The 26,352-nt window shown below is 56.3% G+C and carries 25 protein-coding genes, 2 tRNA genes and 1 pseudogene; 16 read left to right on the forward strand and 12 right to left on the reverse strand.

The window, feature by feature from the left end; genetic code table 11:
• The first annotated feature begins 84 nt into the window (after positions 1-84).
• Complete coding sequence (locus tag OHL14_RS11105; protein WP_263379412.1) at positions 85-2,706, forward strand: glycoside hydrolase family 2 protein; 2,622 nt, start codon at positions 85-87, stop codon at positions 2,704-2,706.
• A gap of 264 nt (positions 2,707-2,970) precedes the next feature.
• The gene (locus OHL14_RS11110; protein ID WP_263379413.1) at positions 2,971-3,315 is read left to right on the forward strand and encodes a site-specific integrase; all 345 of its coding nucleotides are present in this window, start codon (positions 2,971-2,973) and stop codon (positions 3,313-3,315) included.
• A gap of 286 nt (positions 3,316-3,601) precedes the next feature.
• On the opposite strand, the gene OHL14_RS11115 is transcribed toward OHL14_RS11110, so the two are convergent.
• The 3 genes from OHL14_RS11115 to OHL14_RS11125 form a co-directional block, all read right to left on the reverse strand.
• A tRNA-Arg gene (locus tag OHL14_RS11115) sits at positions 3,602-3,678 on the reverse strand.
• A gap of 72 nt (positions 3,679-3,750) precedes the next feature.
• A complete protein-coding gene (locus tag OHL14_RS11120) occupies positions 3,751-4,017 on the reverse strand; it encodes a hypothetical protein (RefSeq protein WP_263379414.1) in 267 nt (88 codons plus the stop codon).
• Between the two features lie 42 nt (positions 4,018-4,059).
• Positions 4,060-4,572, reverse strand: coding sequence for a TlpA family protein disulfide reductase (locus tag OHL14_RS11125; RefSeq protein ID WP_263379415.1), 513 nt, complete (start codon positions 4,570-4,572; stop codon positions 4,060-4,062).
• 52 nt (positions 4,573-4,624) lie between these two features.
• Here OHL14_RS11125 and OHL14_RS11130 point away from each other — a divergent pair, with 52 nt between their 5' ends.
• From OHL14_RS11130 to truB, 5 genes are all read left to right on the forward strand, one after another.
• Complete coding sequence (locus OHL14_RS11130) at positions 4,625-5,788, forward strand: glycosyltransferase (protein ID WP_263379416.1); 1,164 nt, start codon at positions 4,625-4,627, stop codon at positions 5,786-5,788.
• 60 nt (positions 5,789-5,848) lie between these two features.
• Complete coding sequence (locus OHL14_RS11135) at positions 5,849-6,262, forward strand: 6-pyruvoyl trahydropterin synthase family protein (protein ID WP_263379417.1); 414 nt, start codon at positions 5,849-5,851, stop codon at positions 6,260-6,262.
• Positions 6,259-6,696, forward strand: coding sequence for a 6-carboxytetrahydropterin synthase (locus OHL14_RS11140; protein WP_263379418.1), 438 nt, complete (start codon positions 6,259-6,261; stop codon positions 6,694-6,696). Before OHL14_RS11135 ends, OHL14_RS11140 begins: the two co-directional genes overlap by 4 nt.
• Positions 6,697-6,746: 50 nt before the next feature.
• Complete coding sequence (gene folE, locus OHL14_RS11145) at positions 6,747-7,352, forward strand: GTP cyclohydrolase I FolE (RefSeq protein WP_263379419.1); 606 nt, start codon at positions 6,747-6,749, stop codon at positions 7,350-7,352.
• A gap of 63 nt (positions 7,353-7,415) precedes the next feature.
• Positions 7,416-8,288 carry a tRNA pseudouridine(55) synthase TruB gene (gene truB / locus OHL14_RS11150; protein ID WP_263379420.1) on the forward strand — a complete coding sequence of 291 codons (873 nt, stop codon included), beginning with the start codon at positions 7,416-7,418 and terminating at the stop codon, positions 8,286-8,288.
• A 4-nt stretch (positions 8,289-8,292) separates the two neighbouring features.
• Here the strand turns inward: truB and OHL14_RS11155 are convergent, their stop codons facing one another.
• Positions 8,293-9,027: an arylesterase gene (locus tag OHL14_RS11155; RefSeq protein ID WP_263379421.1), complete on the reverse strand. Its 735-nt coding sequence runs from the start codon at positions 9,025-9,027 to the stop codon at positions 8,293-8,295.
• 109 nt (positions 9,028-9,136) lie between these two features.
• Between OHL14_RS11155 and OHL14_RS11160 the strand changes: the two genes are divergently transcribed.
• The 7 genes from OHL14_RS11160 to OHL14_RS11190 all read left to right on the forward strand — a co-directional run bounded on the left by OHL14_RS11160 (position 9,137) and on the right by OHL14_RS11190 (position 16,053).
• Positions 9,137-9,856, forward strand: coding sequence for an ABC transporter ATP-binding protein (locus tag OHL14_RS11160; protein WP_263379422.1), 720 nt, complete (start codon positions 9,137-9,139; stop codon positions 9,854-9,856).
• A gap of 3 nt (positions 9,857-9,859) precedes the next feature.
• On the forward strand, positions 9,860-12,469 hold the full coding sequence (locus OHL14_RS11165) for an ABC transporter permease (protein WP_263379423.1): 2,610 nt from the start codon (positions 9,860-9,862) through the stop codon (positions 12,467-12,469).
• Positions 12,470-12,588: 119 nt separating this feature from the next.
• Positions 12,589-12,662: transfer RNA gene (locus tag OHL14_RS11170), tRNA-Gln, on the forward strand.
• 173 nt (positions 12,663-12,835) lie between these two features.
• Positions 12,836-12,976 (forward strand): Arm DNA-binding domain-containing protein, encoded by a 141-nt coding sequence (locus OHL14_RS11175; protein ID WP_263379424.1) that lies wholly within the window; start codon positions 12,836-12,838, stop codon positions 12,974-12,976.
• Between the two features lie 731 nt (positions 12,977-13,707).
• Positions 13,708-14,190, forward strand: a complete 483-nt coding sequence (locus OHL14_RS11180; RefSeq protein WP_263379425.1) for a nuclear transport factor 2 family protein — start codon at positions 13,708-13,710, stop codon at positions 14,188-14,190.
• Positions 14,191-14,200: 10 nt separating this feature from the next.
• On the forward strand, positions 14,201-15,121 hold the full coding sequence (locus OHL14_RS11185; RefSeq protein ID WP_263379426.1) for an NADP-dependent oxidoreductase: 921 nt from the start codon (positions 14,201-14,203) through the stop codon (positions 15,119-15,121).
• 77 nt (positions 15,122-15,198) lie between these two features.
• Positions 15,199-16,053 (forward strand): oxidoreductase, encoded by an 855-nt coding sequence (locus OHL14_RS11190; protein ID WP_263379427.1) that lies wholly within the window; start codon positions 15,199-15,201, stop codon positions 16,051-16,053.
• Positions 16,054-16,261: 208 nt separating this feature from the next.
• Here the strand turns inward: OHL14_RS11190 and OHL14_RS11195 are convergent, their stop codons facing one another.
• The 6 genes and pseudogenes from OHL14_RS11195 to OHL14_RS11220 all read right to left on the reverse strand — a co-directional run bounded on the left by OHL14_RS11195 (position 16,262) and on the right by OHL14_RS11220 (position 21,024).
• Positions 16,262-17,053: an alpha/beta fold hydrolase gene (locus tag OHL14_RS11195; RefSeq protein WP_263379428.1), complete on the reverse strand. Its 792-nt coding sequence runs from the start codon at positions 17,051-17,053 to the stop codon at positions 16,262-16,264.
• Between the two features lie 367 nt (positions 17,054-17,420).
• Positions 17,421-18,227, reverse strand: a complete 807-nt coding sequence (locus OHL14_RS11200; RefSeq protein ID WP_263379429.1) for an alpha/beta fold hydrolase — start codon at positions 18,225-18,227, stop codon at positions 17,421-17,423.
• Positions 18,228-18,331: 104 nt separating this feature from the next.
• A complete protein-coding gene (locus OHL14_RS11205) occupies positions 18,332-18,796 on the reverse strand; it encodes a DUF4126 domain-containing protein (RefSeq protein ID WP_263379430.1) in 465 nt (154 codons plus the stop codon).
• A 146-nt stretch (positions 18,797-18,942) separates the two neighbouring features.
• Positions 18,943-19,734 (reverse strand): alpha/beta fold hydrolase, encoded by a 792-nt coding sequence (locus OHL14_RS11210; protein WP_263379431.1) that lies wholly within the window; start codon positions 19,732-19,734, stop codon positions 18,943-18,945.
• A 161-nt stretch (positions 19,735-19,895) separates the two neighbouring features.
• Positions 19,896-20,326, reverse strand: a pseudogene (locus OHL14_RS20235) (Dyp-type peroxidase domain-containing protein).
• A gap of 230 nt (positions 20,327-20,556) precedes the next feature.
• Positions 20,557-21,024 (reverse strand): nuclear transport factor 2 family protein, encoded by a 468-nt coding sequence (locus tag OHL14_RS11220; protein ID WP_263379433.1) that lies wholly within the window; start codon positions 21,022-21,024, stop codon positions 20,557-20,559.
• Positions 21,025-21,699: 675 nt separating this feature from the next.
• On the opposite strand from OHL14_RS11220, the gene OHL14_RS11225 reads away from it, so the two are divergent.
• A complete protein-coding gene (locus OHL14_RS11225) occupies positions 21,700-23,052 on the forward strand; it encodes a multicopper oxidase family protein (RefSeq protein ID WP_263379572.1) in 1,353 nt (450 codons plus the stop codon).
• Between the two features lie 39 nt (positions 23,053-23,091).
• Here OHL14_RS11225 and OHL14_RS11230 read toward each other — a convergent pair whose 3' ends face one another.
• Positions 23,092-23,703: a response regulator transcription factor gene (locus tag OHL14_RS11230; protein ID WP_263379434.1), complete on the reverse strand. Its 612-nt coding sequence runs from the start codon at positions 23,701-23,703 to the stop codon at positions 23,092-23,094.
• 231 nt (positions 23,704-23,934) lie between these two features.
• Here OHL14_RS11230 and OHL14_RS11235 point away from each other — a divergent pair, with 231 nt between their 5' ends.
• Entirely contained in the window at positions 23,935-24,381 is a 447-nt protein-coding gene (locus tag OHL14_RS11235; RefSeq protein WP_263379435.1) for a response regulator transcription factor, read from the forward strand.
• A 44-nt stretch (positions 24,382-24,425) separates the two neighbouring features.
• On the opposite strand, the gene OHL14_RS11240 is transcribed toward OHL14_RS11235, so the two are convergent.
• Positions 24,426-26,168 carry a PAS domain S-box protein gene (locus OHL14_RS11240; protein ID WP_263379436.1) on the reverse strand — a complete coding sequence of 581 codons (1,743 nt, stop codon included), beginning with the start codon at positions 26,166-26,168 and terminating at the stop codon, positions 24,426-24,428.
• Positions 26,169-26,352: the final 184 nt, after the last annotated feature.

Below are 26,352 nucleotides of genomic sequence, written 5' to 3' on the forward strand. Positions count from 1 at the left end.
TCTGGCGCGCGGGCTGGTAATTACTGCCCTTCGGAGCTTGAGATCACGATCGCAAGATTCGTCGCAACAACTATAGTCGCAATTATGCTTCGATGGATCATAGGCTTCTTTGTGCTCGCCGGCATGGCTCAGGGGCATCTGGCCATTGCAACTCCTATCTCTGCGTCCGCAGTGGCGGGCAACAGCCGCGTCCGGATAAATTTCAATGCGGACTGGCGATTCAAACTGGGCGACGTCCCTGGTGCTCAGAGTCCTGAGTTTGACGACACGAAGTGGAATGCGATCGGGTTGCCGCACAGCTTTAGCCTTCCGTATTTCCGGGCACCCTCGTTCTACGTTGGATATGGCTGGTATAGAAAGACTCTATCGCTCGCAGCGGTCCCAGCTGGGCGCCGCTTTTCACTGGAGTTTGAAGGCGCGTTTCAGGAAGCCGAAGTCTTTGTGAACGGCTCCGCTGCAGGACATCATAGAGGCGGCTATACCGGCTTTCCCGTGGACATCACCAGCCGTTTGCACCCGGGCAAGAATGTGATCGCGGTTCGCGTGAATAACAAATGGGACGCGACGTTGGCTCCGCGCGCGGGCGAGCACGTCTTCAGCGGCGGCTTGTATCGCGATGTCTGGCTGACGGTTACAAATGGCGTGCATGTGGCGTGGACGGGGACGCATATCACCACGCCCGACCTATCTAACGCGTCCGGGCGCGCGGCAGTGGAAACAGAGGTGCGCAACGATAGTGCCCACCCCGCGGACGTGGTAGTCCATACACAGATTCTCGACGATCGTGGAGCGGTTGTAAGCACGCTGCCCGATGAAAATGTGACAGTTGCCGCCGGGGAAGCAACCATCGGAAAGCAGAAATCGAATCCTATTCCCAAGCCGCGTCTCTGGAGTCCCGAGACTCCCGTCCTCTACCGGGCTGTCACGAGCGTGTTGGTATCAGGAAGATTGGTCGATCGATTCGAAACGGAGTTTGGGTTTCGCTGGATCTTATGGACGGCAGACAAAGGTTTCTTTCTTAACGGCAAGCATCGCTACTTTCTGGGGGCAAACGCTCATCAGGACCAGGCGGGTTGGGGCGATGCGGTGACCAACAGAGCTATCGATCGCGATGTTCAACTCATGAAAGATGCGGGGTTCGATTTCATCCGCGGCTCCCATTACCCTCATGACCCTCATTTTGCTGAAGCGACCGACAAGATCGGAGTCATGTTTCTTTCCGAGGTGCCATTTTGGGGAACGGCCGGCTTCAAAAGTCCATGGGCGGCTTCGGCGTATCCCACTGATCCAGCGCAGGAACCAGCGTTCGAAGCGAACGTGAAGCAACAGCTTGCGGAGATGATTCGCATCAATCGCAATCATCCTTCAATTGTTGCCTGGGGCATGGACAACGAGGTTTTCTTCTCCGCCAAAGACACTATGTCTCAAGTTCGGAAGCTGCTTGCGGACGAGGTGGCGCTGAGCCATGAACTGGACCCTACCCGGCCGGCCTCCATTGATGGCGCGCAACGGGGCAACATCGACCACATTGGCGATATCGTCGGCTACAACGGAGACGGTGCGTTTCTATTCGCAAAGCCAGGGATTCCGAGCTTCGTTGCGGAGTATGGATCCACCATGGCCGACCGACCGGGCCAGTACGATCCGGGGTGGGGCACAGACCTTGCGCGGACTCCCGGCGCGGACAAGAACACCGGCGAGACTTATGCGTGGCGTCTACCGTGGCGCTCGGGCGAGGCGATCTGGGCGGGCTTCGATCACGGTTCGATTGCGGGGCGCAAGTTTGGGGGAATGGGGATGGTCGATTATTTCCGTTTGCCAAAGCGTCAGTGGTTTTGGTATCGGAACGCTTACAGGGGAATCGCACCACCGGAGTGGGCGAAGCCGGGGATCGCGGCTGCTCTTCGATTGAGCTCGAGTTCTCCCGTGATTGAGCGGGCAGACGGAACGGATGACGTCCAGCTGGTTGTCACCGTCGTCGATGCGCAGGGACGCGCGATTAGCAACACGCCGCCAGTGCGACTCGCGATCGAGTCGGGTCCCGGAGAACTACCCACGGGTCGTGCAATTACGTTCGCTCCCGACAGCGATATCGAGATCCTCGACGGGCAGGCGGCTATCGCGATGCGGAGCTGGCAGTCTGGAGTTACCCGTTTGCGGGCTACGTCTCCCGGGCTAAGAGACGGGGAGCTGCAGATCCGCACTATCGAAGGACCGGCTTTTGTGGCCGGTGTCACCCCCGTTGTTCGCGACCGTCCTTATTTACCCGCAGCAGAATCTACAACGGAGAAGGCCACCGCAGAAGAAAGCTTCGGGACAAGCAATCCGACTGCTGCAAGTTCAAGCGCAGCCGGTCATTCGTCGCCGCTCGTCAACGACGGCGATTCATCCACCTACTGGAGTCCTCAGCCGGGAGATGCCGATCCATGGGTGTTGGTCGATCCGGAGCGAGTGATCGAGTACCGACGCTTGCTGCTTACGTTTCCGCAAGCCGCCGGCTATGGGTTTGTTGCGGAGATCGAAAAGGCGGATGGTGCCTGGGAGGAGATTGCCAGCGAGGCAGTCAGGACGAATTCCCAACGGGTGCGCGTGATCACCACCCGGCATCTGCAGGGGCGGCGCGTACGGATCAGATTCCGCGCAGCAGATGGATTAACGCCCGGACTATCGGAGATCGTCATCGTCGGTGTGATGAAGACCCAGTAGATATAAGAAGCTCTGTGATCGCTACAAACGTGAGGGCTTACCCGAACGGAAGAGTTCACAGGGACCTTACAGATCGATTCTCAAGCGCATTCGCAGCCAATTCGCGCAGATGCGAATTGCGGATTTTGTTGAGGACATTCAAGGTTTGGAGAATTGGCTGAACGGACTCCACACGCTCCCTACCAAAATCGTCCAGGTCGGCCGGTCTCTCGCAGAACAAAGGGACATTTCAAGATACTGTGCCACAGAATCATTGAGTGTGCGATGCGCTGGGGACTGTTGGACGTTCAGCGAAATCCAATCGCACTGAGCAAGATCATGGGCTCAAACAAGCGGGTTCGCAAGCTGATTCTTGTTCCGATAGATCGTTATCACGCTCTGTTGGACCAACTCAGGGATGCTTTACATGTCCGCATGATGGTGCAAGTGGCCATGTGCTTGGGGCTTCGCGCCCGTGAATTGCTGGCGCTGAAGTGGATGGAGATCGACCTCGAAGGTCTGAGCGTCAACCTCACCCGATCAGTGGTAGGGAAGTATCAGAAAGAGGAGACCAAGACGGACGCCTCGAATGAAATCCCCCGCTGCATCCCGATCTTGCTGCAGAGCTAGCGGCTTGGAAGAAAGCCGTGACTCCGGTCAATGGCTGGGCGTTCGGATCGCCTAGCACCGGCAGACCCTATCACCGCGATTCGTTGTTGGCCGACTACCTTGGGCCTGCGGCGCGCAGATGCAGCAGAAGGAGTCGAGGCCCGCCAATGCAACGGTCGTTGAGATGCTCCGGAGGTCAGCATGTGAGGGCAAGAAAAAGGCTTCGGCTGTCACCGAAGCTGTTTGTTCTCACGTGTTGATTCGTTCCGGACCGTGTGCCTCTAAATTGTTGACTCAAGGGGTTTTATGGTGCGCCCGGAAGGAGTCGAACCTCCGACCTTTTGGTTCGTAGCCAAACGCTCTATCCAGCTGAGCTACGGGCGCACATTGCAGAACTGCAACTAAGACAGAATACCGGAGATTCGCTATCGAAGCAACCGACCTGCTGCGGAAAACTCAGGCTGCGGGCGCGGCCACTTCAGACTTGGGCTGCGGCGGCAGCAGCGAGACCAGACCCTGCACGTCGAGGCCGGTGCCACGCAGCAGCTTGTGAACTACGGGCTCGGTCAGGCGGGTCGCGTCATACTCCACGCGCACGGTTTTTTCGGCTTCGCTGAAGGTTAGGCGGCGTACGCCGTACACCTCGCGAATACGCCCAAGGGCCATCATCGTCGCCTCGCTGGGAGCCGCGCCGTACCGATACATCACGTCAAGCTGTGTCATATGTCTCCTATTTTATCAGCGACTGTTTCCCCGGCGAGGCAGCTACTGCGAAAGCCGCTTGAGGGAATCGACGATCTCTTTGCTCATGAAGTCCTGCGGACCAATGTACTTGCGCCGAATCATGCCGTTTTTGTCGATGATGTAGGTCTCGGGATAGCGATACGTTCCATACAGTGGATTCGACGTCTGCGCTGCGTCCTGGACGGTCAGCAGGTTCACGTGATGCTGCAGGAGGAAGTTCTTATAGGCAGTGGTGTCTTCGTCGGTAGAAACCGCCAGGACCGTCACCTGTGGCAGCGTGCGTTGCAGTGCCTCAAGGCTCGGCAACTCTTCCAGGCACGGTGCGCACCAGCTAGCCCAGAAATTGAGCACCACGACTTTGCCGCGCAATTTTGAGAGATCAACGGTGCGGTCGGAGTCTTTGACGACGAACTGGTGCGCGACCTTGCCAATCTGCTCTGGATGGTCGCCACGGTCGCAGCCAACCGCAAACAGGCTTGCGAGCAGGCATGCGGCCAGCAGTCGTCCCCCACCCGATTTTGTCTTACTACGCATAGAGCTTCATCCGTTTCATCACAGGATCGTCCACTCCCTATAATAGTGGCCTGTGTCTGACACTCCCAACTCGCCGAAAAAGTTCAGCCCTGTCCTGGGGCTCCCCATGGATGATGCCCCGGTCACGCTTCCTGCCGAGTTCGCTCGCCCCAACGCCACGCTGCAGTTGACGGTCATCGTGCCGGCCCGCAACGAAGAGCTGAATCTGCCTGCGTGTCTTGCGTCCTTGCTGTCGCAGTCGGACGAGTTCTTTTTGCTGGGGCGCGACTGGGAAGTGATCGTGGTCGACGACAACTCCACGGACAGTACGCGTGCCATCGCGACGGATTTAGCTGCAAAGCACGAGGGGTTGCGAGTCATTCACGCGCCGGAGCTGGAACTGCGCGACACGCAGCGCGCCTTCACCGGTAAGACGCAGGCCTGCTGGCTCGGAGCGCAGGAGGCGCAGGGCGCTTGGCTTCTTTTTACCGATGCAGATACACAGCACGAGCCCGGCGATCTGACTCGCGCTATGCACGAGGCTGTAAAGCACAACGCTGCGCTGCTCTCGTACTCGCCTCGGCAGATCGTGCATGGCATTGTGCAACAGGCGCTGATGCCGTTGATCTTCTCTGAGTTGGCGACGGTCTACCCTCCAGCCCAGGTAAACGATCCGGGTCGTCGTACCGCCGCGGCGAATGGACAGTTTTTGATGGTCGATCGCGATGTCTACTTCGCGCTGGGAGGGCATCGCGCTGTAGGGCGTTCGGTGCTGGAAGACGTGGACCTGGCATGGAACGTAAAGCGTGCGGCGCCGCGGCACAACGGACGTGGACTACGCTTCCGTTACGCGCCCGATGCGCTCAGCACCACCATGTATCGCGGCGTCAGCGACATGATGGAGGGCTGGACGAAGAACCTTGTGCTGCTGTTTCCCCACGCGCTCACCCTCGCAGCGTGGCGGTTGCTCGACATCGTTCTGCTGCTGCTGCCGCTGGCCTACTTCCTGTTTCCGCACCTCACCCAGATGCAGTACGGTCTGCTCGCCCTGGTGTGGCTGCGCACTATCTGGCGCTTTTACAGCCGCGTCTCACGCTCGAACTTCAGCTTTGTCGACTGTGCGATCTCGCCGTTGGCTCTTCCTCTATTCATCTACCTTTTGGTGCGAAGCTGGATGAACCACAAACTCTTTCATCAGGTCGCATGGAAGGGCAGGGAGTACCGCCCGGGCCGCTGAGTGCTCGCATCGGGCTCTAGACTCAAAGCATCTCTTAGCATTGAACGCGCAAACTACTCTATGATCCTTCTCACTCGCAAAGCCGACTTCTCCTCCGCTCACTTCTACTACAACCCTTCGCTCTCTCAGGCGGAGAATGAGCGCATCTTCGGCAAGTGCGCCAATCGAAACGGGCATGGGCATAACTACACGTTGGAGGTCACGGTTGCGGGCGAGATAGACCCGGTCTCCGGCTTTGTTGTCGACCTGAAACAGCTGAAGGATATTCTCGAGCGCGAGGTCGTCTCTGTGTACGATCATCGCCACCTGAACCACGAAGTGCCTGAGTTCGCCAATACCATTCCGACTACCGAGAATATTGCAGTCGCGATCTGGAAGCGGCTGGACGGTAAGGTGCCGAATGCAAAGGTGCTCCGTGTACGCGTCTACGAGATGCCGGACCTTTTTGCGGATTACTACGGTGAAAGCGCATGAGCACCCCCGTCGTGCACTTCTCGCGCCGCTATCACTTCTCTGCCTCGCATCGTCTCCACGTCGATGCGCTGAGCCCTGACCAAAATCGCGACACCTTCGGCAAGTGCAACAACCCTTTTGGCCATGGTCACAACTATGTCGTGCAAGTGACATTGTCGGGTCCCGTTGATGCGGCAACGGGCATGGTGACGAACCTCGCCGACCTCGATTCATTCGCACAGCGCAAGATGCTCGATCTCTTCGACCACGCAAATCTCAATACGTTGGACCTCTTTCGCGATCAGGTGTCGACAACTGAGAATCTATGTGTAGAGGTTTGGCGAATGTTCTGCGAGTATCCTCATGCGATCCTTCGGCGCGTGCACATTGAGGAGACCGGCAACAATTCCTTCGATTACTACGGAGACGGCGCGCCAATTTCGCATCTGGATTGAGACGCAGGCATCAAATGATTGTGTAAGTTCACGAAAGGCTTCACGAGGTTATGTCGACAAAGCCCGCAATTGAAACCGTTTCTGCTTCCACTAGCCTCGCCGATGCGAGCCTGGAGCAGATCTATACCGAAATTCTAGGACGCATAGGCGAAGACCCAACGCGCGACGGCCTGCTTTCCACGCCGAAGCGTGTCGCAAAGTCCTTCGACTTCCTAACGCGGGGCTATCATCAATCCATCGAAGATGTGCTTCACGAAGCGCTCTTCGATGTGGACTACGACGAGATGGTGATCGTGAAGGACATCGAGTTCTTCTCGATGTGTGAGCACCACATGATCCCGTTCTTTGGCAAGGCCCATGTAGCGTATGTGCCGAACGGCAAAGTCGTCGGTCTGAGTAAGATTCCGCGCATTGTCGATGTCTTCGCTCGTCGTTTGCAGGTGCAGGAGCGCCTGACGCAAGAGGTTGCCGAGGCAATCAATGAAGCCGTGCATCCCCAGGGTGTAGGGGTCGTGATCGAGGCACAGCACCTTTGCATGATGATGCGCGGCGTGGAGAAACAAGGTTCCAGCACCGTGACGAGCTCCATGCTGGGGGTCTTCAAATCGCAACTGCAGACGCGGAACGAGTTTCTTTCGCTTGTTCGACGCAGCTAGTTAGCCTCTCTGGAAAACCAGTGACAAACACAGACCGTTCATGTGCGAGACAATGATCTCTGCATGAACGGTCTTCTTATTCTCGATAAACCCTCCGGTCTCACCTCTCATGATGTCGTCTCCATCGTTCGCCGCGCCACGGGCGAACGCTCGATCGGACATCTCGGCACGCTCGATCCTATGGCTACGGGCGTGCTGCCGTTGCTGCTCGGCAAACACACGCGGCTGGCGCAGTTCTTCGGCAAAGCCGAGAAACGCTACACCGGCAGCATTCGTTTCGGCTTCGCGACGGACACCTTCGATGCAGAGGGCGAACCTGCGTCAGCGCCTGCTGCGCTGACGCAGTCGCTTGAAGACCTGCGTGCTCTTGCGACACGCTTCAGTGGGCAGATCGACCAGGTGCCTCCCGTGTATTCAGCCAAAAAAATCAACGGCGTGCCCGCGCACAAGCTGGCGCGTGCAGGCAAAGATGTCCCCGTAAAGCCTGCAAGAATCACCATTCACAACTTTGAGCTGACCTCGCTCGACGGCGATCTCGCCGAATTTGTGATGCACGTTTCAGCGGGCGGCTATGTGCGCTCCGTCGCGCATGAGCTAGGCGAAGCGGCTGGTTGCGGAGCGCACCTGGCGTCGCTGCGTCGCACTCAGGCTGGGGATTTCGACCTGGGGCATTCCATTACCGTTAAGGAGTTGAAGGCATTGACACCGGCGGAGATCGAGCAGCGCCTGCCGCATCCTCGCACGTTGCTGCCAGAGATGCCTTCGGTCATCGTCGATGAGCAGACGGCTGGGCGTATTCGTAATGGAATGCAGGTCAACGTGGCAGAGTTCTCCGACGCGCCTCTGCTGAAGGTCTTTAGCAGCCCACGCGAGCTGCTCGCTATTGCGCAACGCGTGGCAGGCACCCTGGTGCAGCCCATCGTTGTGATGGGCTGAGGGCCTACTTCTTCAGCATCGGCTGAATTAGCTTTTCTACCGTAGCGGCTACGCCGATGTTGCCCTTTGCCGTTGCGTGATGCCCGTCATCCTGCATATCGCCTGCGATGCCGTACACATCCTTTAGCAGGAAGGGCAACAGGCGTACATGGTACTTCTTCGCCAGTGCGGGATAGATCGCATTGATCTTCGCGATGTAGTCGGGGCCGTACTCGGGTGGCAACGTGATGCCCGCCAGCGCGACCTCGGCACCGCTCTTCTGCAGCTGCTCGATCATGGAGGCGAGGTTGCTCTGCGTCTGTTCCAGCGGCAGCCCCCGCAGGCCGTCATTGCCGCCAAACTCCAGCACCACGATCTTCGCGTGGCGAGCCGCGATGCGGTCCACGCGCTCAAGGCCATCCTTGGTTGTCTCGCCGCTGATGCCCGCATTGATCACGCGATAGTGATAGCCCTGCCCGTCAAGCCGCTTCTGCAGTGCGTCAGGATAACTTTGGCCGGGGTCGGTACCGTAGCCTGCCGTCAGGCTGTCGCCGAAGCAAACAATCAGCGGGCGATCATCCTCTGGAGCCACTGCGTCGACCGGCGCGGGCGCAGCTGGCTGGGTCGTCACAGCGACGGGCGGGTTCGAAGTTTCAACCGGTGGCGCGTCCGACTTGCAGCCAATCACTCCGGAAGTGGCTGCAATCCATAGGCAGCCCCATACAAATGTTCGCTTCCGCGCTAGAATCACAATATTCACAGAGCCCTTCGCGTCTTTCTAAAGAACGATCACGCAATCGTCTCTCATCTTACTGTAGCCAAAGGCCTCGACTCTTTTGATCTCACCAACTCCTACCGACGGAAACGGCATGATTGTCGTCTCCGGTATCCGCAAATCTCTTCGCACCGGTTCGACCACGGTTGAGATTCTCAAGGGCATCGACTTCACGATCGCCCGCGGCGAGTTCGCGGCGATCATGGGAGCCTCCGGCTCAGGCAAATCGACGCTGCTGGGGCTTCTGGCAGGACTCGATAACCCAACCTCTGGCACCGTAACGCTGAACGGCACCGCAATCAGCAACCTGGCTGAAGACAAGCTGGCCCAGCTTCGCGGCCGCACCATCGGCTTCGTCTTCCAGAGCTATCAACTGATCCCTACGCTGACAGCACTAGAGAATGTGATGCTGCCGTATGAACTCAACGGCTCCCCCAACGTAGCGGGTGAAGCGAACGGTATGGCCCGCGCCCGGCAACTGCTTAGCGCTGTGGGTCTCGACTCGCGCGTGGACCACTATCCCGTGCAGCTCTCCGGCGGCGAGCAGCAGCGTGTGGCTCTGGCTCGGGCCTTCATTCTCCGACCGCCCATCGTCCTGGCCGATGAGCCCACCGGCAATCTCGACACCGCCAATGGCAGCCATGTGCTCGACCTCCTACTCCATCTCAATCGAGTCGAAGGTACGACACTCGTCCTGGTGACGCACGATCCCGTGCTGGCCACCTATGCAGGCCGCCGCATCACCCTGCGCGATGGCCTGGTGATCAGCGACGAGACGCAGGTTCCCGCGCAGCACACCCCGGCAGGAGCGTAGCCGTTGCCCTCCCTCTCCTACCCCACCGCAGCTCGTATTGCCAGCAGGGAACTGCATTCGTCACGCGGCAAGTTCACCTTTGTCATCCTTTCCGTTGCAATCGGCGTCGCTGCACTAACGGGCGTTCGCGGCTTCTCGTCTGCCTTCCGTGCGACGCTGCTGCTGCGAGCTCGCAGCATCATGGCAGCGGACCTGTCGGCCCGGACGAACGTCCCGCTGACGCCGTATCAGCAGAGTGCGCTGAGCGACCTCACCAGCAGTGGCGCCTCGGAGACGACAGTGACGGAGTCGCTGTCGATGGCCTCCAGCGCGACCTCGCTTGATCCGTTGCTCGTCTCGCTCAAGGCGATCGACCCCGCGAAATATCCCTTCTATGGCGATGTCGTGCTTGACCCTGCGATGCCGCTCACGCAGGCACTCTCGGATCACACGGTGGCAGTCGGTGAAGACCTTTTGCTGCGCCTGCACCTCAAGGTGGGTGATTCGATCAAGCTCGGTACGCAGATCTTCCGCATCGCTGCTGCTGTGGTGGACGAACCGGATCGTCTCTCCGGCTCGTTCGCAGCCGGTCCCCGGGTATTGCTGACACAGACCGCGCTGGATTCCACGGGCCTCGTTTCTCCGGCTGCGCGGGTCTCGCGCCGCTACCTCTTCAAGCTGCCGCCCGCAAAGCCTGGGCAGGCGCTATCAGATGATGCCGTGGCGGCACTCAAGGCAAAGGTTGATTCGCTGCTACCCGAAGCCCAAGTCTCAGACTATCGCGAAGCCAATCCCGCCCTTACCCGCGCTCTGGATGGCGCAACCGGTCTTCTCTCGCTGATGTCGCTGGTCGCCCTCGTGCTCGGCGCGGTCGGAGTAGCGATGGCCATGCGCGCGCACCTGCAGCAGAGGCTCGATTCGATTGCCATCATGAAGTCGCTCGGCGCAGGCTCGTCGCAGATCATGAAGATCTACCTGCTGCAGACGGTCCTGCTCGGACTGGCCGGTGGCGTTCTGGGCGTGTTGCTGGGGCTGGGCGTGCAGCTGGCGTTTCCGCTGTTTCTCGCGAAGTTGCTGCACCTAACGCCGAGCTTTCAGATCAACAGCCACGCCATAGCAATGGGTCTTACCGCTGGCCTGCTGACCACACTGCTGTTCACCGTGCCGACACTGCTTTCGGTGCGAAACATTCGCCCCATCCTGATCCTCCGCCGCGCTGTCGATTCAGGGGATGGCACGTTCTTCGAGCGCCTTAGCCGCAACCTCTCGTCCTATCTGCTGCAGTTGCTCGCAGGCGTCGTCATTGTGGGAGCGCTGGTGGCGCTCGCCGCGCGTGTCTCCGATTCCAGCACCGTCGGCCTCGTCTTTGGTGGCGGTCTAATTGCGGCTCTGGTCCTGCTATATCTCGTCGCGCGGTTGCTGATGTACGCGCTGCGACTCTTCCTCTCGGCAACGCGCCTTCATCTGCCGTCCTCGCTGCGGCACGGTCTTGCGAATCTCTATCGCCCTGGCAATCCTTCTGCTGCCTTGCTGGCCGCGTTGGGGCTGGGCGTCATGCAGATCGCGGCGGTCTACATCGTGCAGCGCTCGATCGTGAGCGAGATGCACGTCGCAGTGTCGGAGAACCTGCCCAATATCTTTCTCGTCGACATGACGACCGATGAGGTCGGCGGCGTGCGTACCCTGCTGGCACAGCAACCTACGGTTCGCGGCACGCCAGAGCTGTTGCCCGTCGTAGCCGCGCGACTGGTGGCCATCAATAGAATTCCTGCGGCCCAGCTGGAGAAGAAACGCGGCTTCGGCCGCTCCCTGCAAGGACTCAGTCTGACCTGGTCGCCGACTGCAGACGCGCCCCCGCCAGGTGACAAAGTGAGCTCCGGCCAGTGGTGGACGGCGAAGCAGGCAATGGACTCCAAGCTGCACCCGCTGGTCGCCATCGACAAGAACCGCGCAGCTCGGCTGAATGTTCGGCCTGGCGACACGCTGACCTTCAGCGCGCAGGACGAGGCTTTCACCGCTACGGTCTCCGCGCTGTTCGAGGCGGACAGTCGTCATGCCTACTCCCGCGCCGACTTTGTCTTTCCGCAACCGGTGCTCGCAGGTTTGCCCGCCGTCTGGTACGGTGGCGTTCATTGCGATCCAGCGTCCACAGCTCAGCTACGGCGCGCTCTTTACGAACGCTTTCCCACTGTCACCGTGATCGATGTGGCGGCCACGCTCGAGACCGTGCGGCAGGTGCTTCTGCAGATCACCTACGTCATCCAGTTCCTGGCAGCGTTCAGCATCTTCGCCGGCATCGTCATCCTCGCCAGCGCGATAGCCGGTACGCGCTATCGTCGTATCCGCGAAGTGGTGGTGCTCAAAACACTCGGCGCGACTCGTGCGCGCATCGCCACCATCTTCTCGGTGGAGTTCGCCGTGCTGGGCCTGATTGCGGGCATCACCGGACTCATCTTCGCGAACATCATGGGCCGACTCCTTCTGCTGCGCCAGTTCCACTTCGATTACCACTTTCAGCCGTGGCTAAATATTTCTGCAGCGCTTTGCGTGGCGGCGTTGACGGTAGCTGCAGGATGGCTCGCAAGTCATCGCGTGCTGGGTCAGAAACCCCTTGAGGTGCTTCGCGAAGAGTAGGAGGTGGGCAGTCTTTGCACAGGCAAAAGGTTGACCGCCAACGCTTTCCTTCGTACACTTGAGAAGTCAGCTGATTGTGGCACCTCACCGAGCCTGCGGTTGACGCTTACAACCTGTATTGCCCTCTCGTTCAATGGTAGGACTAGCGACTCTGACTCGCTCGATCGGGGTTCGAATCCCTGGGGGGCAACCATTTCTTGCAAAATCAAGCTTCTTTGCACGTCCCCATACATCCTCGCGCGCGAGGATGTTGTTGTCTTAGAACGATCTGCGAGGAAATGGCGTCTGACAACGTCCGAGACCGTTCGTACGCAGCCGGCTTCGGCTGGGGATTAGTTTGGGGTACGATGAGCCAAAGTTTGGGGAATGGACGTTTCCTCTTCCGTACCCACCTCGCTACTCACCATCACCGAAATCGAGAATGCGAAACCGAAAGCTGAGAAGTACGAGATGCTCGACGGAGGAGGCCTCAGTCTTCTCGTCCTGCCGACGGGTACGAAGCTCTGACTTTGGCGCTATCGGTTCGATGGCGGCGAACAGAACACGACCTTCGACGAGTACCCTCTCGTCAACCCAGGGATGCACGGGAACTTCATTTCGCTACGGAGAAACTGCTTGCCGACGGCATCAATCCAATGGGCGAACGCAATGCAGAGGCCGAAGCAAAGCGAGAGGAAACCAGGACGCTTCAGCGTGAAGCTGAGAACAGCTTACAAAACGTGGCCACGCTCTGGTGAGAGTGGTGGTCCATTGGCAAGTCTCCCAGACGCGCAGATACTGTCATGCTACGGCTCAAAGCTGCGTGCTTCTTCCTTCTCGACATAACGAGCTCCTTGAGACAAAGTCTCTCGCATAGAATCTGGTTCAGAAAAATGCCGGGGACTCTATCAGCATGGAGATATTTGTGAATATTTTTCACATTGATCAGTGTCATCACGTGATCGAGTCGGCTTGAAACACAACGCCTCGCGAGCGCCCATATACAAACGTATAATTGCGGCCCACTCCGCATCCTCCTACGATAATGCCTATCGGAATTGGTGCATTCGCAGATACGAGTTTCGAGGTTCGGTCGACTGGACCATCAAATCGCTGTCCACAAATTCGCAGGGAGCAGTGGCTTGACCGATCCAAGAATCTAGCAGTGACAGACGCATTTCGAAGCAACGGGTAAGTGTGTTGCAAAGATCCCCTTTGTGCCTGATGAGGGACATTCCAGAATGGAGGAGAAGACAGCAATGAGTGAGGAGAGGGCTATACAGCAGGTGCTGGCAAAATATGTGCGCGGAACGGACAAGCGGGATGGTGCAGCGGTCGCTGCGTTGTTTACAGAGACGGGTCGTGTTGAAATCTCTTATAACAAACTGGGCAAGTTGGAGCCTGTTGGCGAGTTGGTGGGGAAGGACGCTATCACTGCGGCGGTATCGCAGATGATGAAGCCGCACCCGGCATACGGCTGGAGTCATCACACAACTCACGACCACATCATTGAAGTGGACGGCGAAATCGCCACGCTTGATGCTCAGTTTGTGGTCTTCGAGGTGCGTGGGAAAGAGCGGCCAGTCACGGGATGGCCAGAGGGCGCATTCGGAGCTCAGGGGACGGTTACTCCCATCGAGGCAGGGTATTATCGGCCTACCTTACGCCGGGTCGACGGGGTGTGGAAGATCGATACGCTGCGGATTGTTATGAATCTACCTTTGGCATTCCCGGGGCAATAAGGAGCTATCCGTGAAAGCGATTATCTATCGGAGGTATGGTGGGCCTGAGGTTCTTGAGTTTGCGGAAGTCTCGGAGCCGAAGGTCGCCCAGAACAGTGTACTGATTCGGGTGAAGGCGGCAGCACTTAACCCAGCGGATCATGTTTTACAGGCGGGTCTTGGAGACTCGATCATGGATGCGTGGTTTCCGGTAATCCCGGGTTGGGATGTTGCGGGCATCGTCGAGCGAGTGGGTGCTGGCGTGACGGAGTTTGCTGTCGGAGACGAAGTGATCGGCTTTGTGCGTGAGGAGATTCTTCATCATGGCACTTATGCTGAGATGGTTTCCGTCCCCGCGTCCACCCTTGTTCGCAAGCCAAACAACGCGACATGGGCGCAAGCAGCCGGTCTGCCGCTGGCTGGACTAACGGCATATCAAGCAATTGTTCACTCGCTACACGTGACGAAGGGTGAGACTGTTCTCATTCACGGAGCTTCGGGTGGGGTGGGCTCTCTCGCCGCACAGATTGCGATTGCGCAGGGTGCGCGTGTCATCGGCTCGGGATCAGTGCTCACTCACAGCTATCTGCGTTCCATTGCCGTGGAGCCCGTCTTGTATGGAGAAGGTTTGGTCGGCGAGGTGCGCTCGTTGGTGCCTAACGGAGTGGACGCGATTCTTCACTGCGGTGGGCGCGGAGCTCTTGCGCTGAATGCGCGTCTGGGTAGTACCGGTGTACGTGTTTGCTCGGTCGCAGACAGCGCACCTGGGGTGACAACAGTGTTTGCGCGTATGGACCAAGCGGACTTGCTTCAACTTGTTGAACTTGTCGAAGCAGGATTACTAATCGTCCCAGTTGCCGCCGTATATCCGCTTGAAGCGGCCGCACAGGCGCAGTTGACATTGATAAACGGTGGCAAGGGACCGGGAAAAATCGTGTTGGAAATGGATTGAGTTATTCGCAACGCCAAATGTATTCGGTGGAGAGAGAATTCGCAAAACAGTAAACGATGTAGGAAGGAGCGTCGCATATGTCTAATAACGAAAAATCTGAGTCAAAGGTTTGGCTAATCACTGGAAGTACCCGAGGACTTGGGCGGGCACTTGCGGAAGCTGTCCTCGCTTCCGGGTACAGACTTGTAGCAACCGGACGCAATCCTGCACAACTCGAGGATTTGGTTGAACGCTACGGAGATCAAGTTCGTGCCATAGCTCTTGACGTAACAAGCGAGCAGGCGGCGATCACTGGAGTAGCCGAAGCAATCAAGGCCTTCGGACGATTGGATGTTGTTGCGAACAACGCCGGCTATGGCGACGTTTGCCCGGTTGAAGACATGAGCATGGCCGAATTTCGAGCCCAACTAGAAACAAACCTTTTCGGAGTCATTCACGTCACGAAGGCGGCTCTCCCATTCATGCGAGAGCAGGGGAGCGGTCACTTTCTTCAATTCTCGTCGGTCGCGGGTCGCATTGGTCCAATTGGACGTTCTGCCTATGCTGCTGCAAAATGGGGCGTCGAAGGTTTCTCGGAAGTTCTGTCAAAAGAGGTGGCTCCCCTCGGTCTAAAAGTAACGATCATTGAGCCCGGTGGATTTCGCACTGACTTTGCAGGTTCGTCCACCGCTATCCGCGAGGGGCGCCCCGAATACGACGAGACTGTTGGCAAGATTGCGCGCTTTCAACGTGAGTTCAACGGGAAGCAGCCAGGAGATCCCGAAAGAGCAGCAGCCGCTTTCATCCAGATAACGACGGTCGACAACCCGCCTCTCAGGCTTATTCTTGGTAGCGATGCGTACCGGGCTATAGAACAGAGTGATCTTGTGAAAGCAAAGTCCGACCGAGACTGGAAGGAACTGAGTGTCTCAACGGACTTTATGCCAAGCTAAATATCATTGCGATTCATCAGCGACGACTGAAAAGGTCGAACGGGGTTGCGTGTTGTTAAGGATACTTCAGTGTCGAGCTTCAATGAAGGAATGACAGAGGTCGGCGACATGTCGTCCCCTGTTTTTTGCAGTTAACAAAGTCAGCTCCGGCGCAAATTGCTGGGGATGGCGCGTCGAACGAGTACACGAGGGGTAGAACACCCGAGCCCTAAGGCTGTTGGGCGTGAGTCGCAGCTTCTTCGATGACATTGGCGACGTCTTTAGGGTGGGAAACGTAAACACAGTGGCTCGCACCTGCAATCTCTGTGGTGTGGCTCTTTGCCCGCGCTGCATACCATCTTTCAAGATCCGGATTGATAGTCCTATCTTTGGCTGAGACGATCATCCAGCTAGGTTTCGTGCGCCATGCAGCAGTGGTGATAACAGCCTTGAAGTTGTCAGCGAAGTTGAAGACCTGCGACCGCGCCATGAGGTCAGCTTGTTGACTGGATAAATCCGCAGCAAAGTATTCACGAAACTGTGCGGGGTCAAGATAGGTGAAGCCGTCCGGAGTTCTCTTGATCGCCGTTGACTTGCTCAAGTCACTTGGGAAGCGTTTGCCATCGTCGGCCTCATCTTCGCCGGCATCCGGCATGTGCGCAGCGACATATACCAAGCCCGCAACGGAGGGTTCTGTACCTGCCTCTGTGATGACAGCGCCGCCATAGCTGTGGCCGACGAGAATAGTCGGCCCGTCCTGGAGTGCAAGCATGCGTCTGGTCGCTGCCACGTCATCTTTGAAGGACGTTTCTGGTTCCTGAACAATGCTTACCTTGTACCCATCCTTGGTAAGTATGTCGTATACGCCCTTCCACCCAGAACCATCGGCCCATGCACCATGGACCAGGACGATATTGTGAACACGATGCTCCGCGACCTGAGAGTTCAAATGCGGCGGAGCGCTTACGAGGACGACCATGAATGTGGTCGCGGGCGCAATGAATCTAAAGAAGTTTTTCATTCTAAAGCCTCTCTAATTTCGGGATTATGATCCGTGTCCTAGTGGGAAGAAGGGAAAATTGTGCTGTGTATTTCCCTTTAGGCTCGGCCCCCTAATGTATCGAGAGCGAGCTAGGATCCGCAGCGGCCGATAACCGTTCTGACAGTTCTCGGGTCGGCCACTACGCATGAAGACCGGGGCCTGCGCACCCGGCTAGATGCGGTAGCAACGCCCCCACAAAGGAAGACTTCCGTGGTTATTCAGACTGGTAAAAACGCTTCAAAACATCTGCCAGGGCTATCTGCCAGCGAAAATGGCTGGGTGCTCTTCTGACCACTTCTTGAAATCTCTGAGCAGTGAGCAAGTACGACAATCTCAAATCCAATCCCTACGGCTTGAGTGAAGCGGCAGCCCCCTCTATAAACGTGGTGACGTCGGTGGGATGGCTGAGCATGGACAGATGACCTGACTGCAGGGTGAGAGTTGTAGCGTTCATTCGTTTTGCCATTGTCGCTTCGAGCGCGGGAGAGATTGCTCTATCGTTGCTCGCAACGATGTACCAGGAAGGAACGTTATTCCACGCAACCTGCGTTACGGGCGCGCTGAAGGCGTTTGCTGCGGAGATGGGTCCCTGCGTCGCCGCAATCGTCGTTTGTTCCGCGGCCGGCAGGTCTTGTGCAAAGTCTGCAACGACACCAGCATTTGTAAGCGTGAGGAACCCAGAAGCGTCCGCTTGAAGATCCCCATCGATGGGAGTGGGTGAAACGGTATTGTTCAAGGACAATGCTGATTCACCCACTGCAGGCGCGTATGCGGATACATAGACCAGGCCGGCGACTTTTGGGTCGATGCCTGCCTGAGTGATTACCATACCTCCATATGAGTGACCCACAAGGATGACTTTACCGTTTTCCCGGGCCAGAGCTCGCTGAACGACTGCCACATCGTCGGCTAGAGAGGTGAGCGGGAGTTGCACAGCGGTTACGTTATACCCGTCGGCGACGAGGTTGGTAATAACCTGGTTCCAACAGGATCCATCGGCCCATGCTCCATGCACGAGCAAGACATTTTGGACGCCGGTTGGGCCTGCAGCATGCACAGTCTGAACCCCTTGCTGGGACGTGCAGCCTGTAAGGGCAATGGTGAGCGAGCTAATGATGAAAAATGATTTCTTGAGCCAAGAGGAAGTGAACATGCGAGTGATCCTTTCAGTTGGTGTTCTTTCATGAACATTGGCGATTAGTGAGAGAGCACGGTGGTCTCTCTCGTGGGATGAAGTGACACGAGCGAGGAGTCTCCCTATCCGAGCGTGACAATGACAGCAACGGCCAGAACGATTGCTATAACGTCTTCGAGCAGAGCTGCGGGCAAGTCGCGACCGAAGAGTTTTGCAGCAAAAGCTCTCGCCTTGGATCCACCAAGCGTTCCAACTACGCTACCGATGATTCCGGATAGTGCCCCGATGACGAAGTGTTGTTGCGAAAGACCGATCGCGGAACCTGTGAGCGCACCCATCACGACACGACCGGCGAATTGAGGCGGAACGAGGCGGCTGGGAGTCTTTGGTAGCTTATCGTTTACGATTTCCCCGACTGCGAACAAGCTCGTTATATAGGGGGTGAAGCGAAATCCAAGGAAAGCGAGCCATGTTCCCTCAAGCGGAACTTGCTGCCCCCTAGCCGCCCAACTTGCGGCGGCAAGACCAACCATGGAACGAAGTCCACATACAACACCCAACACAAAAGCTGCAATCAAGACGGACATATAATTCTCCTTATATTGGCGACTCGGTGAATCGCCGGGTTGAGGGCACAAGGCCATTTAGAAGAGCTGCTTGGTGCTTACAACAGGTCCGCATCGGCTTCTTCGACGGCTACGAATACCTGGAGTGGAAGATGATGTATGCCCCGCTATTTCGAATTGACCTTGGATGCCGCTCCGATGATCACGTCCGCTACCTCTTTCGGCTTGGAAAGCATGATCACGTGGCTGGATGGAACGGTGATCGTTGTAGCGCCTATTTTCTTTGCCAACGAAGCTTCGAGGACGGGTGAAATCGCCCGATCATTTGCGCCCACGATGTACCACGACGGCTTCGATTTCCAGGCGGGATTCGTCACTTCACCCTTCATCGCAGCGATATTGGCGGGCACCTGGGTTGCGGTCAAAACCGCTATCTCTTTAGCGGAGAGATCCTGCGCAAAGTCCTCGGAGATACCCTTTGGCGTCAGTTTGAGGAAGCCACTCTTGTCAGGGCGCAGCTCCGCGCCGATGGGCGTTGGCACACTCATGATGAGGCCGAGAGTGGACTCCCCTTTATCCGGAGCAACAGCTGACACATAAACCAGTCCAGTGACCTTCGGATCATTCCCGGCTTCGGTGATCACGGCTCCGCCGTACGAGTGTCCAACCAGTAAGAGTGGTCCGTTCTCGAGATCGACAGCGCGCTGCGTTGCGGCTACATCGTCCGCGAAGGACGTCAGAGGAATCTGCACCGAAACAACATGCAGGCCCTTCGCCTCCAACAATGGAATCACCTTCGCCCAGCTCGAGCCGTCAGCCCACGCACCATGAACGAGGAGCACTGTCTTGACCCCTGATGGAGACGGGGCTTGTGCCGTTGCCTTCACGGCACCGATAGTGACTGCGAGCAGGGCGGCACATGCCACAAAAGCCCTGCGAACGTACTTGAATGCCTGCATTGTCTTTCTCCTTGATGACGTGAAGATGTGCACAGGACGATGATGAATCGACCATGATCGGCCAGTGCTCTCTTGCTAACGAGAACCATAGAGATCGCTAAACGCGGGCGCAATTATCACTTTGTATAGATCATCGCGGACACTCGTTCTCATGGAGGGAGCTAGCTGTCGCCGGCGAAGGCTGTGTCCTCCGCGCCAACGAGCGCTGTCTCAAGAGCGGCTGCACCTCTAGGATTCTCTGTCACATCGACGAAACCGTTGAGGTCCCGGTCTTCGAAGCATCGAAGGCATTGAACCTCATCAGTGATTGCAATGAAGTCTCTGATACGCTCCACGATCTGCGTGGCCAACTCGAAGCACATAGCCAGCCGTCCGGCACGGATGTGGAACAGCACATCGCCTGGAGTCGCGACTGCATGGCGGTTGCCTGAATGGACTCCCGGAAGCGGTGCAGCTCGGCTGGTCGATTACTCCCGAAAAGTGGATTCCATGCATCCGAACCGAATTCTGCGACACAGATCAGCCCAGCATCCCTATCTCGGGCCTCTACCGCACCAATCAAACCGGCGAGGTCACCACAGAACGAACGCACAGTCTCATAGCTGTTGGTATTGGAATTGATCGTGACGAGGAGGAAAATGCAGCTCGTGCGAGCGGTTTTAGCACCGGCTATGGAATTGGTGGTTGGTCTAGCTCGTTCGTCATTGCAATCCGTCTAACCTGTTCTGGCTTTTAATACTCCACACACTCAAAGCATAGGTTCCATTGAGAAATGAACTCCTGGAACTCTTGACAAGCGACACGAATGCTTTAGCCACGTTGTCACAAACCCAAGTCGGTCAATCCTGGGTATTCATCGGGACGTCGTCCGAGCGGCCAATGAAGCTTTCGTTCAACCTCGGTAATCCGGAGCTCGTTGATGCTTGCGTGCCTTGTATGCATCAGCCCTTCCGCGTCAAACTCCCAATTCTCGTTGCCGTATGCGCGGAACCAATTGCCCGAGTCATCGTGATACTCGTAGGAAAATCGGACGGCAATCCTGTTGTCTAGAAACGCCCAGATCTCCTTCACGAGTCGGTAGTCCAATTCACGGTTCCACTTCCGCGTAAGCAACGCGACGATCTCTTGACGTCCATTCGCGAACTCGGCCCGATTGCGCCAACGTGAATTTACCGAGTAAGCAAGGGAGACCTTTTCCGGATCACGGCTATTCCAGCCGTCTTCTGCTAAGCGAACTTTCTCGACAGCGGTAGCGAGCGTGAAGGGTGGAAGAGGGGGACGATTGGCCATGACACTATCCTTTCGCGGTGAAGCGTAGAACCTGATTTGAAAACACATGGCCACGTCACTCTGAGAGGGGGAGGTGACGCCTGCTGCGGCAAAGGCTTGTTTGGAGTCTAGCCGGCAGATGTGCGGCCAAAAACCTCAGAAACTACAGAGAAAAACCTGCTGTTATCTATAGGTCTTCAGGTCACTTGCGGGTGTAAAGTGTGTATCCATACGGTCTGAATGTGCGGTGCACTTGCTTTGCGAAAGATGAAGGCCGAGTCCTTGGCTGACCTCGTTCGGATGTCAATGAAGCTTCGCTTGCCGTACTGGCGTGGTGGGCACTTCAGGGCAGCATAGGGCCATTTATACAAAGAGATAATTGTCTGCTCCCGATCCTCACGCTACCATCAGAGTCGTTCTCAGTGCCGCCTGCGCCAAGCGATGCAGGTCCGTGGAGTTGTGATCAAGATGCTATCTACACGCAAAGAAATGGTTCATATGCGTTTGTGCCATTCAACTGGTGCGAAGAACACGATAAAGATGTACCCCTCCAGAAATGTCCTGCAAATATCGGTAATTGTTGTGTTTGCTCTAGGGCTCGGTATCGCAAATTCATCGGCTCAAGTGGTTATGCCCCAAATGAGCAACCCCTTGCCCGAAGTGCCTACTGTGCGGATACCATTCGTATTGAGCGCCGTGAATGATGAAGTTTCAGGGCGCGGGGCCTTCTCCTTTGAAGGCCGTGAAGTCCCTCCAGTTATTCGCGTATCACCGGGTCAAAAACTTCAGATCACGTACCTGAACCGGATGAAGGTCTCATCAAGCGAAGTTTGCGTGGACGGTCCGTGCATGAACATGACCAATCTTCATTTTCATGGATTGCATGTATCTCCCGATTCTCCGCAAGATGACGTCATATCGATGATGGCGATGCCTGGCGAATCACTTCGTTATACAGTCGATATACCCCTGAATCAACCGTCTGGACTCTACTGGTATCACACTCACCCTCACGGCGAGAGCTACCAACAGGATCTAGATGGCATGTCAGGTGCCATCGTCGTCGAGGGGATAGAGCGTTATGTGCCCGAACTTCGCGGACTCACCGAACGCATCTTGGTCCTACGCGACGCGGAGGTCGACCAGGATGATGAGGCTTCGAGGCTCCTCAAAACGGCCGTAGCGATCTCGAAGTCTCCCTGTGGAGAAGCAGTCGGACGGGTGGGCAGAATATTCACTGTCAATGGAGTAGTGCGACCAAGGATCTCGATTGCGCCCAGGGAGAAGCAGTTTTGGCGCATCGTCAACGCATCTCCCGATCTATATGCGGATCTGACGATCGACTCAGAGAAAATGATCATGGTAGCGCTGGACGGAATGCCTCTTGCTTACCACAATCCGGGTCACGCCACTGAGTCTGTTCAGCATGTTCTGCTGGCGCCGGGAGGGCGATTGGAGGCGATCGTGATGGGTCCTGAGTTAGGCACACAGTCATCTCTACGTAGCCTTTGCGTCGATACTGGTGCAGACGGTGATCCAAACCCGGCGATGGTGATCGCGGACCTTGATCCCACTAGGCACCAGGAGATTCGGACGCGCAGACAGACGAGCGTTGCCGATTTTCAAGAAGCTATTTTTGAGCCTCTGCCTTCTCGCACAATTCAGAAATTGAAGAAGCGTGATGCGGCCTTTGTCGTCAACTTCACCGAGGATAAGAAGGGGTTTTACATCAATGGCAAGAAGTACAAGCCCACAGATGATCCGATGGTGACCGTGAAAACGGGTAGTTATGTACGCTGGCAGGTGGTGAACCGAACCCACGAAATTCACCCTTTCCACATCCACCAGGTGCACTTTCTTGTCTACGGAAAGGGTGGTGTTTCCATCCGTGACCCGAAGTGGATGGACACGGTTAATTTAGAACCGGGTCAGTCTCTAGACCTCATCATGGACTTTACTGACCCAATCATCCGCGGAATCTCGGTATTCCATTGCCACCTCCTTAAACATGAAGATAAGGGCATGATGGCGAAGATTCGATTCGAGTAAAGTGTGATGGTCCTCGGCACATCACATGTCTATAAATTGCTATTGAATACCGAGCTTCGTGGCCATCTTTACGAGATCGGCAAGAGATTCGGCGGCCATTTTCTTCATGATCTGGCCTCGCTGCACGCGAATGGTGATCTCACTCTTCCCGAGTTCGCCGGCCGTCTGCTTATTCAATAGCCCGGACACCACAAAAGGAAGAACTTCGCGTTCGCGAGGGGATAGAAGTTCATAACGCTTCTTCAACTCTTCCAGTTCGATGCGCTTGGCTCGGTCTGCACTATCAAACTTGAGAGCAGCTTCAACAGCTCGTAAGAGTTCAGCTTCATCGAACGGCTTTAGCAAAAACTCTGAAGCCCCAGCTTTCATAGCCTTTACTGACGATGGTACGTCTCCATGCCCGGTAAGAAAGATGATGGGCGGCGAGTTCGTGCCGGAGATCTCGCGCTGTAGTTCCAAGCCTGTCATCCCAGGCATGTCCATATCAAGGATGAGACAAGACATCACATTTGCCTTCTCATGGGCGAGGTATTTCTGGGCGCTTTCAAAGGTAACCGTCGTGTAACCGCTTGCGTGGAGCAGGTCTGAAAGAGCTTCACGAATTCGGTAGTCATCATCGAGGATGTAGACCGTTGGTCGAAGAGCTTGCATCGAAGATCACCTTTCCTCAACTTGCGCGAGCTAAGAGCCAGAACTATCAAATGTGCGAGAAACGGAACCATTCACTTCCCGAGAAGTTCGTCCGTCAACTTTGGCATATGGGCCATACAAATGCCAACTGGCATATCGAAGTGTCTCCCACTGTTTGCCGTAGGCACATCTCAGAATCGAATCGCAGCTATCCCCGGCCTCTAGGCGATTTCAATCTATACAATCCGATAATTGGCAACGGCTCCTGACCGGGCTACGATCATCTTGTGCGTGGGAGGAATCGTAGTGGTTAATCAAGCCGAGCCGTGTGTCATAGCAGTCGTTGATGATGATGCCAGAATCCGTGAATCGGTCAGTGATTTGCTCGCATCAGCAGGGTTCGAGACAAAGCTCTTCTGTTCAGCAGAAGATTTCATGAATACGAGCGGTCTCGAAGTGTCCTGTTGTCTGATCACTGACGTACGGATGCCCGGTATGGATGGGTGGGAGCTGCAAAGCCTCGCGTGTGAGAAAGTTCCGAGACTGCCAGTTGTCTTTATTACAGCGCACAAAGATGATGAAGCCCGCAGACGCGCTATGGAATTGGGTGCCGTCGCACTCTTATACAAGCCGTTCGATGGAGAAGAACTTCTTGAGATCGTTGATGCTGCCGTACAGAAATACTGTGCACATCATTGAAGAACTCTCGAGGTTGGACTGCGCGAACAACGGAGGCGGGGATGTTACTGTTCGGGGTTTTCAGTTGCCGTTGTTTCAGTCGGAATTGTAAACGAGAAGACAGTTCCGAATGGATGCGCCGGGTACGCCCATAGACGGCCTCCATGCGCCGTGACGATGGTCTTGCAGACGGAAAGGCCCATTCCCATCCCGCTCTCTTTCGTTGTGAAGAAGGCTTCAAAGATCTTCTCGTGGTCAAGGACTCCAGTCCCGGAGTCTTCGATCTCTGTTAGAACAGAGTTGTCGGGGAGTTGATAAGCGCGCATCACGAGGATCTTCGGTCGCCCTGTAATTAGGCGCATCGCATCCATCGCATTCGACACGAGGTTTAGCAGGACTTGCTGCAGTTGGATTGGATCACCAGATAACGGCGGGAGGTCAGATGCGATGTGCAGCTCTATGTGGACACCTTCCCTTTGCGTTCTGGGCTGGAGAAGCATGAAAACCTCGTCTACGATCGCCCGAAGTTTGACCGATGATTTCTGTGTTTCGGCCCGCTTAAAGAGATTTCGAAGTCCCTTGATGATTTCGCTCGCGTCCCTACCGTCTCGGACGATCCTCGCAACGGCCGCTTTCGCATTGTCATGGTTGGGTGGGTCAGTCCCTAGCCAGCGGAGGCAGGACTGGCCGTTTGCAACCATGGCCGCGATTGGTTGACTGATCTCATGGACGATCGAAGCTGTCAATTCGGAGGCCACCGCAATTCGGGAGGCTACTGTTAATTTGGTCTGCGTCTCGCGCAGGGACTGTTCCACTTTCTTCCGATCATCGATGTCCGTTATGAGTCCATACCAACGGATGACCTGTCCGTCTGGACCGATGAGAGGTTCCACCGCAGAATGAATCCATCCATAGGTGCCGTCGTCCAACCGGTGTCGGCATTCAAATGAGTATGGCTTGCCAAGGGCTGAGCCCAACGTCATCTTCTCGAGTACCGATTCTCTTTCGTCGGGGTGAAGGCCGTCCCTCCATACACCGTTTCGAACACCCTCTAGCGTATAACCAAAAAATCCCATTAAATGGCGATTCGCGTAGTCGAGTTCTCCGTCTGGTGGGCGACTGTAAACAAGGCCTGGAATCGTGTCGAGCGTAAGGCGCAAGTTGGCCGCACTTGCTTCCAGTTGTGCTTGGGTGCGTTTACGGTCACTGATATCTCGCAGGGAGACAGTAGTCTTATCAGAAAACCGACCGCAACTGGACTCGACGTAGATTGGCTGTCCTCTCTTATGGATGCCCAGGAGTTCACCGGACAGCAGTTGACCGGAGGAGGCCTCAGGAAGGAGAAGCGATGCAGGCTTGCCGATGACCTCCTCTATCGAGTAGCCAAATAGTCTTGCGACAGCTGGATTTGAGAACCGGATGATTTGCTGTGCATCCAGGATGAGGATGCAATCAGGGCATGTAGCTACCAAGGCCTGAAACTCGACCTCAGACTGCATCTTGGAACGTTCTGAACGTCTCCTGGCGTGGATCAGCTCGGTAAAGCAGATCATAGCTCCTATAAAGAAAGCAGGTCTGCCAACTGCAATCGCCGTTATAGCGGGTCCTTTTCCTGGCTCTAAAAAGAGAAGGTAGAACGCTAGGGCCGATAGAGCAATGACGAACAACCCGGCTTTTCTACCAGCAAAGTAGCTTGTGATCATCGAGGCAACAAGGAGGGAAGAAAACGGAGCGTGAAAGTACACAGCACCGAAAACCGCAAATGCGGAAATGAGTCCTGTCAAAGCACAAGCTCGGAGTGGATTCACGGGTTTCTGATCCTTCCCAATGGCAGACGCGATGTCAGCTACATAAGGATAGTATCCAATCCTTAATCGGGGAGCACTTTGGCGATATGAGGCGTAGGGTCAGGGTTCAGCCCATCGCGTCCCTCACGCTCTACCGTTTTCTTGCCGGTAACTTAATCCTCTACGACCTACACCAAGCCATAAT

The sequence above is a fragment of the Granulicella paludicola genome (assembly GCF_025685545.1).
In the GTDB taxonomy this organism is placed as follows: domain Bacteria; phylum Acidobacteriota; class Terriglobia; order Terriglobales; family Acidobacteriaceae; genus Granulicella; species Granulicella paludicola.